The sequence below is a fragment of the Novosphingobium sp. BF6 genome (genome assembly GCF_058273105.1).
Genome location: NZ_CM177775.1, coordinates 2,593,196 through 2,608,092 on the forward strand (window position 1 = coordinate 2,593,196; position 14,897 = coordinate 2,608,092).

General features: G+C 63.3%; 15 protein-coding genes. 12 read left to right on the forward strand and 3 right to left on the reverse strand.

Going from position 1 to position 14,897, the window contains the following annotated elements; translation table 11 throughout:
- Nucleotides 1–85: 85 nt before the first annotated feature.
- The 6 genes from AC4D6D_RS12760 (at nt 86) to AC4D6D_RS12785 (ending at nt 7,998) form a co-directional block, all read left to right on the forward strand.
- Nucleotides 86–2,644: a phage tail length tape measure family protein gene (locus AC4D6D_RS12760; protein ID WP_491325595.1), complete on the forward strand. Its 2,559-nt coding sequence runs from the start codon at nt 86–88 to the stop codon at nt 2,642–2,644.
- 12 nt (nt 2,645–2,656) lie between these two features.
- Nucleotides 2,657–3,259: a hypothetical protein gene (locus AC4D6D_RS12765; RefSeq protein ID WP_491325596.1), complete on the forward strand. Its 603-nt coding sequence runs from the start codon at nt 2,657–2,659 to the stop codon at nt 3,257–3,259.
- Nucleotides 3,260–3,262: 3 nt separating this feature from the next.
- On the forward strand, nt 3,263–3,898 hold the full coding sequence (locus AC4D6D_RS12770) for a hypothetical protein (protein WP_491325597.1): 636 nt from the start codon (nt 3,263–3,265) through the stop codon (nt 3,896–3,898).
- Nucleotides 3,895–4,317, forward strand: a complete 423-nt coding sequence (locus AC4D6D_RS12775) for a DUF6950 family protein (protein ID WP_491325598.1) — start codon at nt 3,895–3,897, stop codon at nt 4,315–4,317. Before AC4D6D_RS12770 ends, AC4D6D_RS12775 begins: the two co-directional genes overlap by 4 nt.
- Nucleotides 4,314–7,001 carry a hypothetical protein gene (locus AC4D6D_RS12780; protein ID WP_491325599.1) on the forward strand — a complete coding sequence of 896 codons (2,688 nt, stop codon included), beginning with the start codon at nt 4,314–4,316 and terminating at the stop codon, nt 6,999–7,001. Before AC4D6D_RS12775 ends, AC4D6D_RS12780 begins: the two co-directional genes overlap by 4 nt.
- Nucleotides 7,002–7,281: 280 nt before the next feature.
- Nucleotides 7,282–7,998 carry a hypothetical protein gene (locus AC4D6D_RS12785; RefSeq protein ID WP_491325600.1) on the forward strand — a complete coding sequence of 239 codons (717 nt, stop codon included), beginning with the start codon at nt 7,282–7,284 and terminating at the stop codon, nt 7,996–7,998.
- A gap of 9 nt (nt 7,999–8,007) precedes the next feature.
- Here AC4D6D_RS12785 and AC4D6D_RS12790 read toward each other — a convergent pair whose 3' ends face one another.
- Nucleotides 8,008–8,220, reverse strand: a complete 213-nt coding sequence (locus AC4D6D_RS12790) for a hypothetical protein (RefSeq protein ID WP_491325601.1) — start codon at nt 8,218–8,220, stop codon at nt 8,008–8,010.
- Between the two features lie 119 nt (nt 8,221–8,339).
- On the opposite strand from AC4D6D_RS12790, the gene AC4D6D_RS12795 reads away from it, so the two are divergent.
- Genes AC4D6D_RS12795 through AC4D6D_RS12810 form a run of 4 tightly spaced genes read left to right on the forward strand, consistent with a single transcriptional unit; the run spans nt 8,340 to nt 11,557 of the window.
- Entirely contained in the window at nt 8,340–10,166 is a 1,827-nt protein-coding gene (locus AC4D6D_RS12795) for a tail fiber domain-containing protein (protein ID WP_491325602.1), read from the forward strand.
- 50 nt (nt 10,167–10,216) lie between these two features.
- Nucleotides 10,217–10,411, forward strand: a complete 195-nt coding sequence (locus AC4D6D_RS12800) for a phage holin family protein (RefSeq protein ID WP_491325603.1) — start codon at nt 10,217–10,219, stop codon at nt 10,409–10,411.
- Complete coding sequence (locus AC4D6D_RS12805) at nt 10,404–11,024, forward strand: glycoside hydrolase family protein (protein ID WP_491325604.1); 621 nt, start codon at nt 10,404–10,406, stop codon at nt 11,022–11,024. Before AC4D6D_RS12800 ends, AC4D6D_RS12805 begins: the two co-directional genes overlap by 8 nt.
- Nucleotides 11,015–11,557, forward strand: a complete 543-nt coding sequence (locus AC4D6D_RS12810) for a hypothetical protein (protein ID WP_491325605.1) — start codon at nt 11,015–11,017, stop codon at nt 11,555–11,557. Before AC4D6D_RS12805 ends, AC4D6D_RS12810 begins: the two co-directional genes overlap by 10 nt.
- 109 nt (nt 11,558–11,666) lie before the next feature.
- Here AC4D6D_RS12810 and AC4D6D_RS12815 read toward each other — a convergent pair whose 3' ends face one another.
- Nucleotides 11,667–12,155 carry a hypothetical protein gene (locus AC4D6D_RS12815; RefSeq protein ID WP_491325606.1) on the reverse strand — a complete coding sequence of 163 codons (489 nt, stop codon included), beginning with the start codon at nt 12,153–12,155 and terminating at the stop codon, nt 11,667–11,669.
- Between the two features lie 52 nt (nt 12,156–12,207).
- Between AC4D6D_RS12815 and AC4D6D_RS12820 the strand changes: the two genes are divergently transcribed.
- Complete coding sequence (locus tag AC4D6D_RS12820; RefSeq protein ID WP_491325607.1) at nt 12,208–13,407, forward strand: tyrosine-type recombinase/integrase; 1,200 nt, start codon at nt 12,208–12,210, stop codon at nt 13,405–13,407.
- Nucleotides 13,408–13,670: 263 nt separating this feature from the next.
- Here AC4D6D_RS12820 and AC4D6D_RS12825 read toward each other — a convergent pair whose 3' ends face one another.
- The gene (locus tag AC4D6D_RS12825; protein WP_491325608.1) at nt 13,671–13,820 is read right to left on the reverse strand and encodes a hypothetical protein; all 150 of its coding nucleotides are present in this window, start codon (nt 13,818–13,820) and stop codon (nt 13,671–13,673) included.
- Between the two features lie 273 nt (nt 13,821–14,093).
- Between AC4D6D_RS12825 and AC4D6D_RS12830 the strand changes: the two genes are divergently transcribed.
- Nucleotides 14,094–14,897 (forward strand): DNA adenine methylase, encoded by an 804-nt coding sequence (locus AC4D6D_RS12830; RefSeq protein ID WP_491325609.1) that lies wholly within the window; start codon nt 14,094–14,096, stop codon nt 14,895–14,897.

Consider the following 14,897-nt stretch of genomic DNA (forward strand, 5'->3'; position numbering starts at 1 on the left):
GCCGGTCAGTCGATAGCTCCCATCAGGGGCGGTCCTTTGCAGGGCCGCCCCTTTTTCGTGGCCGGATGGCCGGAAGGAACCCGCGATGGCCGCCAAAATCGGTTCGCTTCGCGCGGACCTGACGCTTGAGACCGCGCGCTTTAGGGCAGGTGCCGCCGACGCGCAGGCCAAGATGGCGGCGCTGAAGAACAGCATCAACGTCGGCTCCCGCGAGATCCGCAAGGCCGCCAACGACATGGGCACGAGCATGGCCGGCTTCAGCCGCCAGCTCGCCGACCTGAAGGCGCGCCTCGATCCGCTCTCCGCTGCCCAAGCGCAGTACAGACAGGAAGTGGATCTCGCGCGCAAGGCACTGAGTCTCGGCGCAATCTCCGGCAAGCAGTACGGCCAGGCCATGGTCGAGGCCGGGCAGAAGCTCGCCCAGTTCCGCAGAGATCTAAATGGTTTGAAGGAGGGTGCCGGGGCGACGACGGCGCTCTCGGCTGAAATGGCCGCCCTGAAAGCCCGCCTCGACCCTGCCAGTGCCGCCCTCGCCGCCTACCGCAACGAGACCAAGCTACTGCGCCAGGCGCAGCGCGAAGGCGTGATCTCGACGGCGCAGTTCGTCACCGGAATGAAATCGGCGACCGCCGCCTATCGCCAATCGTCCTCGGGTGTCGTCGCCGCAAACGGGGCCGCGCGCGCCGGCATGCAGCAACTGCAATTCCAGATAAACGACGTCGCCACCATGTGGGCGATGGGCGCGAAGCCCATGCAGATCTTCGCTTCCCAGGCTGGCCAGATCGTCCAGGCGCTCCAGTTGATGACGAACGGCGCAGGGAAGTTCGGCGCCTTCATGGCCGGGCCTTGGGGCTTGGCGATCACGTCGGCGGTAATTGTACTGTCGACGCTTATCCCGAAGCTGCTCGACACCGGCAAGGCCATGGAAGACGTCAAGCTGGCGTCGAATGGCCTATCCGATGCGCAGTCGGTCCTCGGCGAAATGTTCGATCTGACGACGGGCAAGCTGAAGCACCAGAACGAGATGCTCCGGCTGAATGCCACTCTCATGGCGATCAATCTTCGAGCGCAAGCCGCCGGTGAAAAAGCCAGTTCGGAGAAGACCTTCGGCAATTTCCAGTCCGGCAATCTCGGTCTGTCGTGGGGTCAGAAAGCACTGGGCGCCGTCGGTGTCGACGTCACGAGTGCCATGAACCGCAACAACGCGGTGCGAGATCTTTACGCACAGTTCAAGTCGGGTGAGGTCGGCAGCATCGAAACCGCCCGACGGGCCGAGAAACTGGACTTTGACGGCCTAGCGGTCAGCAAGCAGGAGTTCCTTCAAGCGATAGCCGACGGTGTCTCGTACCCGGGCAAACAAGACATTGCCGCGAAGATCGAAAAGTCGCTTGCTGAGAATTCCCTCGACCCCTCGCTTCGCCGCGAAAAAACGGAACGCAAGAAGCGTCCGCCCGCCATGGCGACGGACGCCCAGCAAGACGAGGAACTTGCCGCCCTCAATCGCGAATACCTTCAGGCAAAGCTCGATGTCACCACCGATGCGGAAGAGCGCGCCAAGATCGAGAACGAGCTGCTCGCCGCCGATCGTACGAAGCGCCTCCTTGAGGTCGACGCCAACAAAAAGCTGACGGACGCCCAGAAAGCCGAGCGCAAGGCCGCGATCGAGCGGATCTATGGACCGGAAAGCGCCTCCGGCGATATCGGCGTCACGCTCGCCCCTGCGCTGCTCAAGCTGGCCCGCGAGCGCGCCGATCGCGCGGTCCAGCTCGACAACGACATGCTTTCCCGCCAGGCCGAAACGCTTCAGGCCATGGCCGACATCGAGCCGAACACGCGCAAACGCGCAGAGCTCGAAGGCAAGGCGTTGGAGATCCAGCAGGAGATCCAGCGCAACCTGCTCGATCAGCAGATCGCCAACGGCGACATCGCCGATGCCGACAAGGCCCGATCGGAGCTGGCCGCGCAGCAGACCGCCCAGCGTCAGCGTCTCGCGATTCAGAACATGTCGCCAGGCCAGCAGTACGTCTACCAGCTGCGCAGCCAGGTCTCTAATATCAACGACGCGATCGAGGGCATCAAGGTCGACGGCATCGACGCCATGATCAACGGCTTCGCAGACGCGACGGTCGGCGTCCGCAAGTTCGGCGACGTGTTCAAGAACGTGGCTCAGCAGGTGATCTCGGACCTGGTGCGGATCCAAATCCGCAAGGCCATGGTCGGCGCCCTGGGGAACATCTTCGGCGGCGGGCTTTCGCTCGGCGGCGGCGGATCCTCCAACATCTCCAGCGCCGGCGCGTCCTACGACTTCAGCGCGTTCAGCGGGATCTCGCTTGCCGGCGCGCGCGCCGATGGCGGCCCCACTGCAGCCGGCCTGCCTTACTTGGTCGGCGAGCGCGGACCGGAGATCTTCCTGCCCAGCTCCTCCGGCCAGGTCATCCCGAACCACGAGCTATCGAACCTTGGCGGCGGCAACGGCATAGGGACGCAGAACAACTACTACGGCCCCGGCTCCGAGCTGTTCTGGAGCCAAGTGGACCAGCGCGCCGCCGGCGTCGCCGGGCCCATGTCCGTCGCGTCTGGCGTCCAGGCCCGATCGGCCGCCGGCGCCGACATGTCGCGCCAGGCCCGCCGACGCATCCCATAAGGAAAAGCACCTGTGGCAGCGATTGCTATGCCGGCGGAGGTCGTCCCGAACTCCGCCACCGTATTCCTGCGCGAATTCGGCGCGGTCCTGTCGCCATTCCTTGGCGGCCCGGAGCAGCTGATCGACCGGTTCGGAACCCGGTTCGGCGTTCGCCTTCAGCTTCCGTCGAAGCGAACCGAGACCGAGGCCATGGTCATCCAGTCCCGCCTGCTTCAGGCGCGAAAGCAGCGGTTGATCATGCCCTTCCCGCAGCCGGGCTTCGATACCGGCAATCCGGGCGCGCCGGTCCTCGCGAGCGCCGTGCTCGCGGGCAGCTCCATTCCGCTCACCGGCCTCACGCCGGGTTATGTCGCCGCCGAGGGCCAGTTCTTCTCCATCATTCGCGCCGGGCGCCGCTACCTGCACATGTTCCGGACTGGCGGAACAGCAGCCGCCAACGGATCGCTGACGGCGAACATCTTCCCGATGCTCCGCGTGCAGCTCGGCGCAGGCGACGTCGTCGAAATCGCGCAGCCCATGATCGAGGGCCTCGTCAGCCCCGGCGACGAGCTCAACTGGCAGATTTCAGTGTCCCGCCTGACCGCCTTCAGCTTCACGATTTCCGAAGGGGCCTGACCCGTGGATCCCACGCTACAGAGCGCGCTGGCGCAGTCGTCTGTGCTGCTGTTCGGCGCGGTGCGTATCGAACTGCCGAACTACACCCTCCGCCTCCTCGATGGCGCCGGCACTGTCCTGATCGACGGGGAAGCCTATTCCGGGATCGATCCGACCTTCGGCACCCTGTCCACGATCTCCGAGCTTTCGGAGGAAATCGGCGACGAGGCGCCGGAAGTGACGATCGGCCTGATGCCGCCCGACATCAGCGCGATGTCCGTCCTGGCCAATCCCTCCATGCAGGGATCGCTCGTCCGGATCATGGTCGGCGCCGCGGATCCGATCACCGGCATGGCGATCGGCCAGCCCGAGACCCTGTTCCTGGGCGAGATCGACGTGCCGACCCCCGGCCTCGATGCCAACGGCGCCCGCACCCTGGAATATACCGTCGTCAGCGTCTTCGAGCGCCTGTTCGAGGTCGAGGAAGGTCAGCGCGCCTCCAACGCCTGGCACCAGTCGATCTGGCCGGGCGAGCGCGGTCTCGAATTCATGACGGGCACCGACAAGAACCTCTATTGGGGCGTCAAACCACCCAAGAGCAGCGCGACCGCAAAGTCGGGCCTCGGGGTGATCACTGGCGCCAGGCAGGCCATCGCATGACCCCGCTTGAACGGCGCCACGCCGCGACCGAAGCCACCCTCGCCCGCTATCGCGGCCGCGCCTTCAAATGGGGCGCTGTCGATTGTGCCAAGGTCTCCGCGTTTCACCTGAAAAAGCTCGGCCACAAGATCTTGGTCAGCAAGGCCGGCGCATATCAGAGCGAATTCGGCGCCGCCCGCGCGCTGAAGCGGCTCGGCTATTCCACCCTCGCCGAAATGGCGGACGGTGTCGGCCTGGTCGCGATCGCGCCGGCGCGCATGCTTCTAGGCGATATCGCGCTGATCCCGTCGGAGGGAGCGATCGGCGCGCTCGGCATCTATGCGGGCAACGGCAACCTCTTCTGCTTCCACCAGGATCATGATGGGCTTGTGACGTTCAGGCCGACCGAGATCCTGCGCGCCTGGAGTGTCCTCGCATGAAGACCCTTCGCACCGCCGGGATGGTTGTCGCGGCCGTCGCCCTGGTCGCAACCGGCGTCGGCGCGCTCGCCGGCGCCGGCGTCCTCGGCGCTGCCGCCATGGGCTCCGCCGGTGTGGTTGCGGGCATTTCGACCGCCACCATCACCGCTGTCGGAATGTACGCGGGCCTCGCAGCCGGTGTGATCGGCATGATCGGCGCGGCCACGGCGCCGAAGGTCTCAAACCAGGGCAGCGCGACAAGCTTCACCACGAATCCGCAGAGCGGCCTTCCCTACGCGATGGGCCGCACCCGCATGTCGGGCCTGCGCTTCTTCGCGGACACAAACACGCGGCCAGGCTACACCAAGTTCAACGACCTCCTCTGGTTCGGCGCCCTGCTGACGATCGGCGGGCAGATCGAGGGCATCGAACAGTTCACCGGCGACAACGAAGCCGTGACTTTCGCAGCCGATGGCAATGCGATCGGCACCTATCACGACTATCAGGCCCAGAAAGTTCACCTGGGCGGGCCGATGTCGTCGGCGCTGGCGGTCTCACTCGGCGGCGGTACCGCCCCGGGCTGGACCACCGCGCACAAGCTCTCCGGCATCACACATGCCATGTGGTGCCTGCGCTACAACAAGCAGGGCGAGATGTACGGCGCTGGCGCGCCCGAACCCTCCTGGATCGGCAAGTGGGTCAAGGTCTACGATCCGCGCCTCGACAGCACTTATCCAGGTGGCTCGGGCAGCTGCCGCGCCCTGATCGAGACGACCTATGTGTGGTCGGACAATCCGGCGCTGCATGCGCTGACCTGGTCGCTCGGCCGCTACCAGAACGGCAAGCGCACGTGCGGCATCGGCGCACCGATCGCGAACATCCGCGTCGAAGAGTTCGTCGAGTGCGCGAACGTCTGCGAAGCCAACGCCTGGAAGGTCGGCGGTGTCGAATGGACCACCGACAGCAAGTGGAACACGCTGAAGCGGATCCTTCAGGCGGGCGGCGCGGTGCCGACCCAAACCGGCGCGATGATCGGCTGCCTGGTCTATACTCCGCGCGTCGCGATCGCGACGATCGAGAGCTGGCACCTCCACGACGGCGCTTCGTTCCCGATGACGAAGAGCCGGCGCGACCGGTTCAATACCGTCATCCCGCGCTACGTCGACGAAGCCAGTGATTGGTCGGTCATCTCGGGCACGGCTATCACCGAACCGGCGTACGTCGCGGCCGACAAGGGGCAGCGCACCAAGGAAATCGACTTCCCACTGGTGCAGGTATTTACCGGCCAGCAGGCGAAGCAACCGGGCCAGCTTGCCGCCTACGAGATCGTCAACAGCCGGGAGGCCGGGCCGTGGACGTTCACCACGGGGCCCCAGCACATCGGCCTGAAAACCGGCGACGTCGTCAACCTGAACGTGCCCGACGAGGGCATTGTGTATCAGCCGGTGCTGATCACCAGGCGCTCGATCGACCCGGCTACCGGCAAGGTCTCTTTCACGGTCCAGACCGAGACACCTTCGAAGCATGCCTATGCGCTTGGCCAGACGACGACACCCCCCGCGCCGTTCCAGCTGAGCGCCCCCGATCTCAAGCCCCCGGCACCGGTCGAAACGGAATGGAGTGTTTCCGGGACGACGTCCGGCGAGGGCTTCCCCGCACTTCTCGTCGCCGGCGAGAGCGAGATGCCCTCCGCCGACGCCGTGGTGATCGACTATCGCCTGCATGCCGACGGTCAGGGTGTGAGCGAGAACTGGACGAGCTCCGCAATCCTCTCCGGCGCCGGTGCGGTGCGGCACGTCATCGCCCCGCTCCAGAGTGAGACCCGGTACGACGTCCGCATCAGCTACCGGATCGGCACGATCGACGGCGACATCACGATCTTCTCCAACGTCCTGACCGGCGTCGGCAAGATCACGATCATCGAGGAGCAGCTTGACGATCAGGCCATCAAGTTCGCGCAGCTAGAAGACGATGCCGCCGCCGCGAAGGTGATTATCGACAAGGCCGTCGACGACATCCGCGATCAGGGCTCCGCGATCGAGAACATCGAGGCCGCCGTCGAGGGTAACACCGAGAACATCGAGCTGCTCGTGGAGCAGATCGAGGCACTCGACGGCGACGGCCTTGCCCAGCTTTCCAACAAGCAGGGCGTGATGGTTCGCGACCAGGAGAGCCAAGCCGGTTCGCTTTTGGCCATGGTTGTCCAGAGCGGCGCTCAAAATGCTGCGATCACGAGCGAGCGCACGATCCGCTCGAACGCCGAAGCAGCTATCGCGCGCCTGGTGGACCAGGTCGCCGTCGGCATGGGCGGCGCCGAGGCCGGGCTGGAGCAGGAGGCAATCCTTCGTGCGGCCGCCGACCAGGCAATCGGCATGCTGATCACCACGCTATCGGCGACGGTGAATGGCAATACGGCATCGATCACCCAGCAGTCAGAAGTCCTCGCTCAGGCTGTGGGCGATGTAGTCGCCCTGTTTGCCCGCGCCGCAGTCACCCTCGACGTCCAAGGCTATGTGACGGGGTGGGAAGCCAGAAATAATGGAGAGGTCGGAGACTTCACCATCCGATCCGATCGCTTTCGTGTGATCCCACCGGGAGGACTGGGGAGCGATGGGTGGACCGTCGATGTCGACGGTTCGGGGCGGACGACCGAGTACATCTTGGCAGGTGGAGTTCGCGTCATCGAGCAGGGGTGGCTTACCTGATGCCTTACGGGTTTCGACAGCGAAACGCCGCGGGCGCCATCACGCTTGAAATTACTGACAGGATCACCCGCTTCGCGGGAACGTTCACTGTGACCACCGCAAACACCGGCTCGTTTGTAGACGGTGTGCTTTTGGGAAAGTCTGCCTGGTTTCACCCCCTGGGATCATACCGGGCGCCACGAATAACTTTTGCCGCAGGCACAGGCACATTCAATTGGGACTGGGAGGGGATACCCGCCGTTTACCGCTCTGCGCGCATTATTCGATACGGGCTTTATTGATGGGCGAGTACGGCGTCCGCATAACCAATCAATCTGGCATTGTGCAGATTGATGGAACCTATCGCAATTTCCAGTTGGTAGACAAAGGCGTTGCTATCCCCGACACAACGACCTCGACCACCCAAGGCGAGTACTTCATGCAGCGGAAAGTTCTGAATTTCTCAGGACTGAACAACCCTATCATGGTCATCTACTGCACTGACCAATCATTTGTCAGCCAGAGCCGATCTGGAGGAACCGACACTTTCACGTTGTATAGGCGAAAGACCTATTCCTCCCCCATTGAGTGGTGGCTGTTCGACGACGCGAAACCCACCTCGATCGCTCCCGGGTGGGGCCAGCGTATCCGCAACAGGTCTACCGGACAGGTCGTCTACGACACTCGCCTGCCGCCTTTCCGCGTGGCAGGCATCATTGAGAGATCGGTTCGAGACGCGGCCGCTGACTTCACCTTCAAGGCCAACCGCAAGTACGCCTATGTCCCTTGCCGGATGGGTGAATTCTATGATGTCTCACTGGGCCCGGGCGGCGTCGGATCAAATCCGACCATTGCTATCAACAACACGGTTTCATGTTGCGCTGGAATACCTGGCGGTGTGCGGATCGGGAACGAGTCCTGGTACGTCTTTGTCGGAAATTACAACCAAGCGCCCCAGGGGGACGCTTGGAACTCCATACTCGCGACCTGGCTGATCGTCGACGTGACAAACATTTAACGGGCTACCTCAAGAACGCACCTTGCGCCGGTAGCAGGTGAAGTCCGCATCGGGGTACTTCTGCTTGGCCTCTTCGACCTGCTGCTTGCCCGCTGCAATGCATGAAGCCCGATCATCGAAATGCTCGGTGTGCTTCACAACAACGTTGCCGCCGAGCGTGTTATAGACGGCAATTACCAGAATAAATTTAATCATTTCGCCCCCATTCAATTCTGAAAGCATAGTGACTGGTTTTACCTAAGTCACTCCCGCTTCAACATTTTAAGGGCGGCGAAACTTAGCGGCGGCAATCCGCCGCTCTCCCACATCAATAATTCGCTCCCAAAGGAGACTTCGCGGCCATGTGGTATAACGCGGGGACGGCTTCTGTCGTCAACAACAGCGTCGATGTGACGGGCGTCCTCACGCTCTGGGTCGATAACGTCGATGCCGGGCAGGCTTTCATCGGGCCGGACGGCATCCCTTACGAGATCGCCTCGATCGTCTCGGCAACGGCGCTGAAGCTGCGCACCCCCTATCGCGGCGCGACGACGGGCGGGCAGGCCTACACGATCATGCCCGCGCAGGGATATCTCATGGCGCTGGCGAAGGCTGCTGCGGCGCTCGTGCAGTCCTTCGCCGATGTTCGCGATGGCATCGGCCAGGGCGTGTTCCCGGCGGGCAGCGTGGCCACGCCCGGCTTCCGCTTCGCTGGTGACGAGAACACCGGTATCACCCAGACCGGGCCGGACACGTTCGCCATCGTGGTGGGTGGTCAGGTCGTCGCGAACTTCAACATCAACGGCTTCTCCCCCGAGCGCATCTTGGTGGGCGACGGCACGCTGGCCGCGCCCGCGATGGGCTTCATTTCCGATCCGAACACCGGCTTCCGTCGCCCCGGCGAAGGTCAGTTGGCGGTCACGAACAACGGCGTGGACACCGCTCTGTTCGATGCTGACGGAACCATGCGGCTCTACAAGGCGGCTCGCTTTGCAAGCGGCACGGCCGCGCTACCCGGCATCACGTTCGAGGGCGATCTCGATACAGGGGCGTACAGGCCGGGTGCAAACATTCTCGGTCTCGTCACCGCTGGAGCAGAGCGGGCGCGGATTGACGCGGCGGGCAACTTCGGGATTGGCACTTCCAATCCTACTTTCAGGCTTGATGTTGTTGGTACTGCCGCTTTCCGAAATGGAATTTACCTCGGCGCTAATGCTGTCCAGAATATAGCTGCCGATGCTTCTACTCTTTACCTGCGCGGCGGGTCGTTTGCCTGGCAGAATGCCCTTGCCACCACAACATCCGCATTCATGGACAGTAGCGGCAACTTTGGAATTGGCACAACTGCGCCAGCCCAAAAACTTGACGTGAACGGTCAGGCGCGAATTGCTAGTAGTCTGTCTGTTGGTCCGGGTGGTGTTGTAGTCAGCGACTCCAACGATTTTTATGTTAGAAATTCCGGGGGCGGAATACTCTATCTCGGTTCTAGCAACCAAAATCTAATTAGACTGAATACGGCGGCTTTCCATCCAAACAGCGACAATGCGTTGGCGCTTGGCTGGAACTCTCTGAGATGGTCGGTCGTGTATTCTGCTACAGGTGCGATCAACACCTCCGATGCCCGATCGAAAACCGAGCCCGACCCCATCCCCGACGAATGGCTTGATGCTTGGGGCGCCGTCGAATGGGTCCGCTTCAAGTTCAAGGATGCGGTCGCGGAAAAGGGCGATGATGCGCGCTGGCATACAGGCTTGATCGCGCAGCAAGTAAGGGACGCGTTTATCGCACATGGTCTCGACGCAACTGAGATCGGGTCAAAAAACGCCCTGCTCTGCTACGACGAATGGGAAGAAGAGCGCGAGCCGATCATGGAAGAACGCCAGATCGACATCGAGACGGTGGTGATCGCGCGCATCGCAACTGGCGTTCTCGACGCCGAGGGCAACATCATCTTCCGAGAGGTCACCGAGGACCGCCCCGTCATGGGCATGGTCGATACCGGCGAAACTCGCGTGACGCTGGAAGCCGGAAACCGCTGGGGTCTGCGCTACGACGAGTGCCAGGCCATGGAAGCCGCATGGCAGCGCCGCGAGCTGGCGAGAGCACTCGCGCGCGAAGCCGCGATGCGGGCGCAGTATGACGGGATGATAGCCGATCTCGTCGACCAAATCACGGCGCTCGCTGCCTGATCGCGGGCCGCGTTCGATCACCTCAACTCCTACGAACTTCGGAGACGCAAATGTTCGATAACACGCAGGGTGTCGGCGAATACGCCGGCGCCGTGGGGAAGGCTGCGCCCCCGATTGCCGTCAGCACCGCTGCCATTGCAGGCCTGAGCCTGCAGGATTGGGTGCTTATAGCCACCCTCGCCTATACGCTTCTGCAGATCGCACTCCTGGTCTGGAAGTTTGTCCGGGACCAGCGCCGTGGCTGATACTTCGAAAAAGCTCGTCGGCCTGGCGGCGGTTGTCGGGACGGCGGCGGCCGCCATGCTGCTCACTGTCATCCCCGAGGATGAGAGCGGCCGGAAGGTTCAGGTCTCGATCGCGCAGGATGGCAAGGCGACGGTGACACACGTCGCCGGCCGCCAGTACCTGAAGGCCTACCTGGACATCGCCGGCGTCGCCACTGCATGCGACGGCCTGACCAGGTACAAGGGCAAACCGATCCGGATGGGCATGAACTTCACCGAGGCGCAGTGTGCCTCGATGCTCGAGGACGAGCTGGTCGCCCATGGCAAAATCGTGATGGCCTGCACGCGCTGGGATAAGGAGCTACAACCGCACCAGATTTTCGCCAGCGTCAGCATGAACTACAACACCGGCGGTTGGTGCGGATCCACCGCCGCCAAGCGTGTCGCCGCTGGCAACTTGGTCGGCGGGTGCGAGGCACTGCTGATGTGGAACAAAGCCACCGTCAAAGGCCGCAAGGTCGCGGTGCCGGGCCTGACGAAGCGCCGTCACCGCGAGCTCGAGTATTGCCGCACCAACGTCGTTCCCGGCGCGACGGCCGCAAATCTTCAGGAGCGCCTGAAGCCATGGCGCTGAACCCGTTCTCGGCATTGGCCGCCAAGATCTACGCCGGACTGTTCGGCGCGGCGCTTGCCCTGGTCGTGGTGCAGACCGTCCGTATCAACGGCCTCTGGTTCATCACCGGCCTGGAGGAGATGCTCGAAACCGCCCGCACCAAACTTGCCAACGAGCGGACCGGCCGCGCCGATGACCGCGCCGAGTGGGCGCGCCAGGTCGCCACCGCCACCGCCGCGCGAGCGGCGGCCGAACAAACCTCGAAGGAGATCGCCACCGATGCCCAAGCCTCCCATGAATCGCTGCTGGCGGATAATGCTGGCCTGCGCGAGTACATCGCTTCTCATCGCCTGCAACAGGGTGGCCCCGTCCGTACCGCACCTTCCACCGGCGCCGCCGGTGATCTCGCTCCCCGCATTCCTGAAGGAACCGCCGCCGGTGCCATCGTGGCGACGTCCGAAGCCGACCTCCGCGCCTGCGACGCCGATTACGCCTACGCCGTCAGCGCCTATGAGTTCGGTCAGCAGCTGATCGCGGAAAAGCTCGCCAAGTAGGCCGAAATCGCCCCGGAAAATGGGGGTATCGGTTGGGGTATCGGAATCTGTCCGGCCCCTCACGAACGGCGGAAATCCGCCAGATCAACGCTTGACCAGGGCGGAGGGATCATCCGCCGTTTTCAATCTCGAGGACAGATCGCCCCTCGGCAATCATGCTCTCTAAAGCCTTGCGAAGTGCTTGACCGTCAGCGTCCAACCTTTCCCAGTTCGCCCTGAAGGGCTCGTCATCCGCTAACTCTGCATCCATTTTGTTCAAGATCGTGGTCGTCGACGTAGGAAGAAGGAGCCGGGCGACAGCGCTCACCTCGTCGACCTTCCTCTTGGCTTCCGAATAACGCTGACTTTGGCGCTCACTCCAAGTCGCATTCGTTTCGCCGCCTTCTTCTTCCTCTGTCAGCCACGCGGAATTGATCCGGTCCATTTCAGCCAGCGCAGTCACAACGTCAGCATAGGCCGCGAGGCGGCGTTCCCAGACCTTTTCTGCTTTGTAGCGTGAGAGCGCCCAGCTCACGGACATTCGGGCGACCACGAACGCCAACGCCAACTGCGCGAATAGCTTGAGCACCTCAAAGCCGCCCTCAAAACAACTGATCATCGTTCCCCCCTGTGGTTCGATTTTATCAGTCAGAACTCTTGGAAAAAAAGCAATGCTTACCAACGGTGCCGTTAAGGCCGCCGCAGCGCAGTCGCGCCCCTACAAGATCAGCGATGCCGGGGGCCTCTACCTCTATGTCACGCCCGCCGGCACCAAGTCTTGGCGTCTGAAGTACCGCTGGCAGGGCAAGGAAAAGCTGCTGGTGATCGGCCGCTTCCCCGGCATCTCGCTCGCCGAAGCGCGCCAGCGCCGGGAGGATGCCAAGGCGAAGATCCGCCAAGGCATGGATCCGTCGTCCAACGCGGAGAAGCTCGAGACCTTCGAACAGGTCGCGCGCGCATGGTATCGACATAACGAGAACGGCTGGTCACCAGCCCATGCCGGCGACGTCCTAGCGAGCCTCGAGCGCGACGTCTTCCCGGCGATCGGTGCGCGGGCGATCGCCTCGATCGAGCCGCCAGAGCTGCTCGACGTTCTGCGCCTGGTTGAAGGCCGCGGCCGGATCGAGACGGCGCGCCGCCAGCGCCAACGCCTCTCTGCCATCTTCGGCTACGGGATCGCGCGCGGCCTCACCGATCGCGACCCTGCCGAGCATGTCGGCCGCGCCATGAGCACTGCGCGCCCGGTACGCCCGCAGCCGGCGCTGACCATCACCGACGAATGCCGCGAGTTGCTCGCGGCCGCCGATCGCCAGCCCGGCCGCCCGGCGACGAAACTTGCGTCGCGGTTCCTGGCACTGACGGCCGTCCGTCTGGAGGCGGTGCGCGGCATGCGCTGGAGCGAGATCGAGGGGCTGGACGGCGACGCGCCGGTGTGGCGCGTGCCGTCGGCGCGGATGAAGCTCAAGAAATCGAAGAAGGACGATCCGCGTTTCGCCCATCTCGTGCCTCTTTCGAGTCAGGCTGTGGCCGTTCTCCGCGAGGCGGCGCGCGAATTCGGCTACGCTGGCGCGTGTCCCGAGGCTGACGATCTGGTCTTCCCGGGGCGGGATCGGGGCCGGCCGATTGGTGAGAGCGCGATCGGCGCGCTTTATGATCGAGCCGGCTTTTCGGGTCGCCATGTTCCGCATGGCTGGCGCTCGAGCTTCTCCACGATCCTGAACGAGACGCTGGGACCGGACGCCGCCAGCGACATAGACCGCGCGCTCGCCCACAGTCCCAAGGACAAGGTCGAGGCCGCCTACAATCGTGCGGAGCTGCTCGGCCGCAGACGCGCGCTGTTCAATCGATGGGGCGAGTTGCTAGCTGAGTGACAGAACCACACCCTTCGCTCAACCTGCCCGTCTCTTCGTAATATCCGATTGCATAGGAAATGCCGAGGCTAAGCGCCGCACCCTCGGTCGGCTGCTTCACGACCCAAGTGACGAGCCGGTTGTAAACGGTTCGCTTGCCCAGGCTGACCTCGGCGCGCCAAGCCCCACGCTCCGGGATTGTTCGCCAGGCCCACTCGAAGTTCCGTTTCGCCGCGAAAGCCGCCAGACGGGAATCGTCCAGTGGCTCTCGTTCCGGCCGGGTCTCAGAGGTCGAGGTTTCGTCGTTCGATTTCATCGAGAACTGCATTTTCTTCAGGTGAGAGATCCGGGCCGCCTTCGACCTGGTCCCAAGCTTTAATGAGCTCGGCATCCGTCATCGCTTTAGGATCTTTCGCAGTATTCTCGGCCGCCATGGTCCACCTCGGGTCATGTTTCTCGACTCGAATTTAGAACGAACTGAGAACATTTGATAGCGCGCAATTGCGCCACTGCGCCGTCGCGCAGCTATCTCACGGACTATTCCGAAAAATTTCTTCCGCCCGAGCCCGCCAGCCTGACCGGCCGGCGGGGCGGGGGTTTCCGGGCTGACCCCCGGGCACCGACGAGTAATGGCTCGCCACGACACAGCTGGCCGACTGGCCGCCCCGCACCCGCATACGGGCGGGGTCATGGAGCCCATATAAAAAATGCTGTCAATACAAAGTGTTCGCCCCGTTTCCCCCGCCGCTGGTTATCAGGGCGGCAAGCGGAACTTAGCGCGGCGGATCTGCGCGATGATCGACCGTACCCCTCACGAGGCTTATGCCGAGCCGTTTGTCGGCATGGGCGGGATTTTCCTGCGCCGCGGCACGCGGCCGAAGGCCGAGGTCATCAACGATATCTCCGGCGACGTCGCCACGTTCTTCCGCGTGCTCCAGGAGCACTACCCCTATTTCATCGACATGCTGAAATGGCGCGTCGCGAGCCGGGCGGAGTTCGAGCGGCTGCGCGATCTGGATCCGGCCCGGCTAACCGATCTGCAACGCGCAGCGCGGTTCCTCTATCTTCAGCGCCTGGCATTCGGCGGCAAGATCGTCGGTCGGACATTCGGCGTCAGCGCCGGCACCGCCTCCCGCTTCAATGTCACGAAGCTGGAGCCGATCCTTGCCGACATCCATGAGCGGCTCGCCGGCGTGGTGATCGAACAGTTGCCCTTCGACAAGTTCATCGCGCGCTACGATCGGCCGGACATGCTGTTTTATCTTGATCCGCCCTATTTCGGCTGCGAGACCGACTATGGCGCCGGCGCGTTCGATCGTGGCGACTTCGAGCGCCTGGCGGCGATCCTCGCCACCGCGCGCGGCAAGTTCCTTCTCTCGATCAACGATACGCCCGAGGTGCGCGAGATCTTCTCGGCATTCGAGATCAGGGACATTGAGACGACCTGGACGATCTCCAGCGAGGCGAAGAAGGTGAACGAGCTGATCATCAGCAATTTCGCGCCCGTTTGA

Coding starts and splice junctions, on each gene's coding strand:
- AC4D6D_RS12810 (WP_491325605.1), top strand. CDS start 11,015: ATGGCGCTGAACCCGTTCTCGGCATTGGCCGCCAAGATCTACGCCGGA.
- AC4D6D_RS12785 (WP_491325600.1), top strand. CDS start 7,282: ATGGGCGAGTACGGCGTCCGCATAACCAATCAATCTGGCATTGTGCAG.
- AC4D6D_RS12760 (WP_491325595.1), top strand. CDS start 86: ATGGCCGCCAAAATCGGTTCGCTTCGCGCGGACCTGACGCTTGAGACC.
- AC4D6D_RS12790 (WP_491325601.1), bottom strand. CDS start 8,220: ATGCTTTCAGAATTGAATGGGGGCGAAATGATTAAATTTATTCTGGTA.
- AC4D6D_RS12795 (WP_491325602.1), top strand. CDS start 8,340: ATGTGGTATAACGCGGGGACGGCTTCTGTCGTCAACAACAGCGTCGAT.
- AC4D6D_RS12815 (WP_491325606.1), bottom strand. CDS start 12,155: ATGATCAGTTGTTTTGAGGGCGGCTTTGAGGTGCTCAAGCTATTCGCG.
- AC4D6D_RS12830 (WP_491325609.1), top strand. CDS start 14,094: ATGCTGTCAATACAAAGTGTTCGCCCCGTTTCCCCCGCCGCTGGTTAT.
- AC4D6D_RS12800 (WP_491325603.1), top strand. CDS start 10,217: ATGTTCGATAACACGCAGGGTGTCGGCGAATACGCCGGCGCCGTGGGG.
- AC4D6D_RS12820 (WP_491325607.1), top strand. CDS start 12,208: ATGCTTACCAACGGTGCCGTTAAGGCCGCCGCAGCGCAGTCGCGCCCC.
- AC4D6D_RS12780 (WP_491325599.1), top strand. CDS start 4,314: ATGAAGACCCTTCGCACCGCCGGGATGGTTGTCGCGGCCGTCGCCCTG.
- AC4D6D_RS12775 (WP_491325598.1), top strand. CDS start 3,895: ATGACCCCGCTTGAACGGCGCCACGCCGCGACCGAAGCCACCCTCGCC.
- AC4D6D_RS12825 (WP_491325608.1), bottom strand. CDS start 13,820: ATGGCGGCCGAGAATACTGCGAAAGATCCTAAAGCGATGACGGATGCC.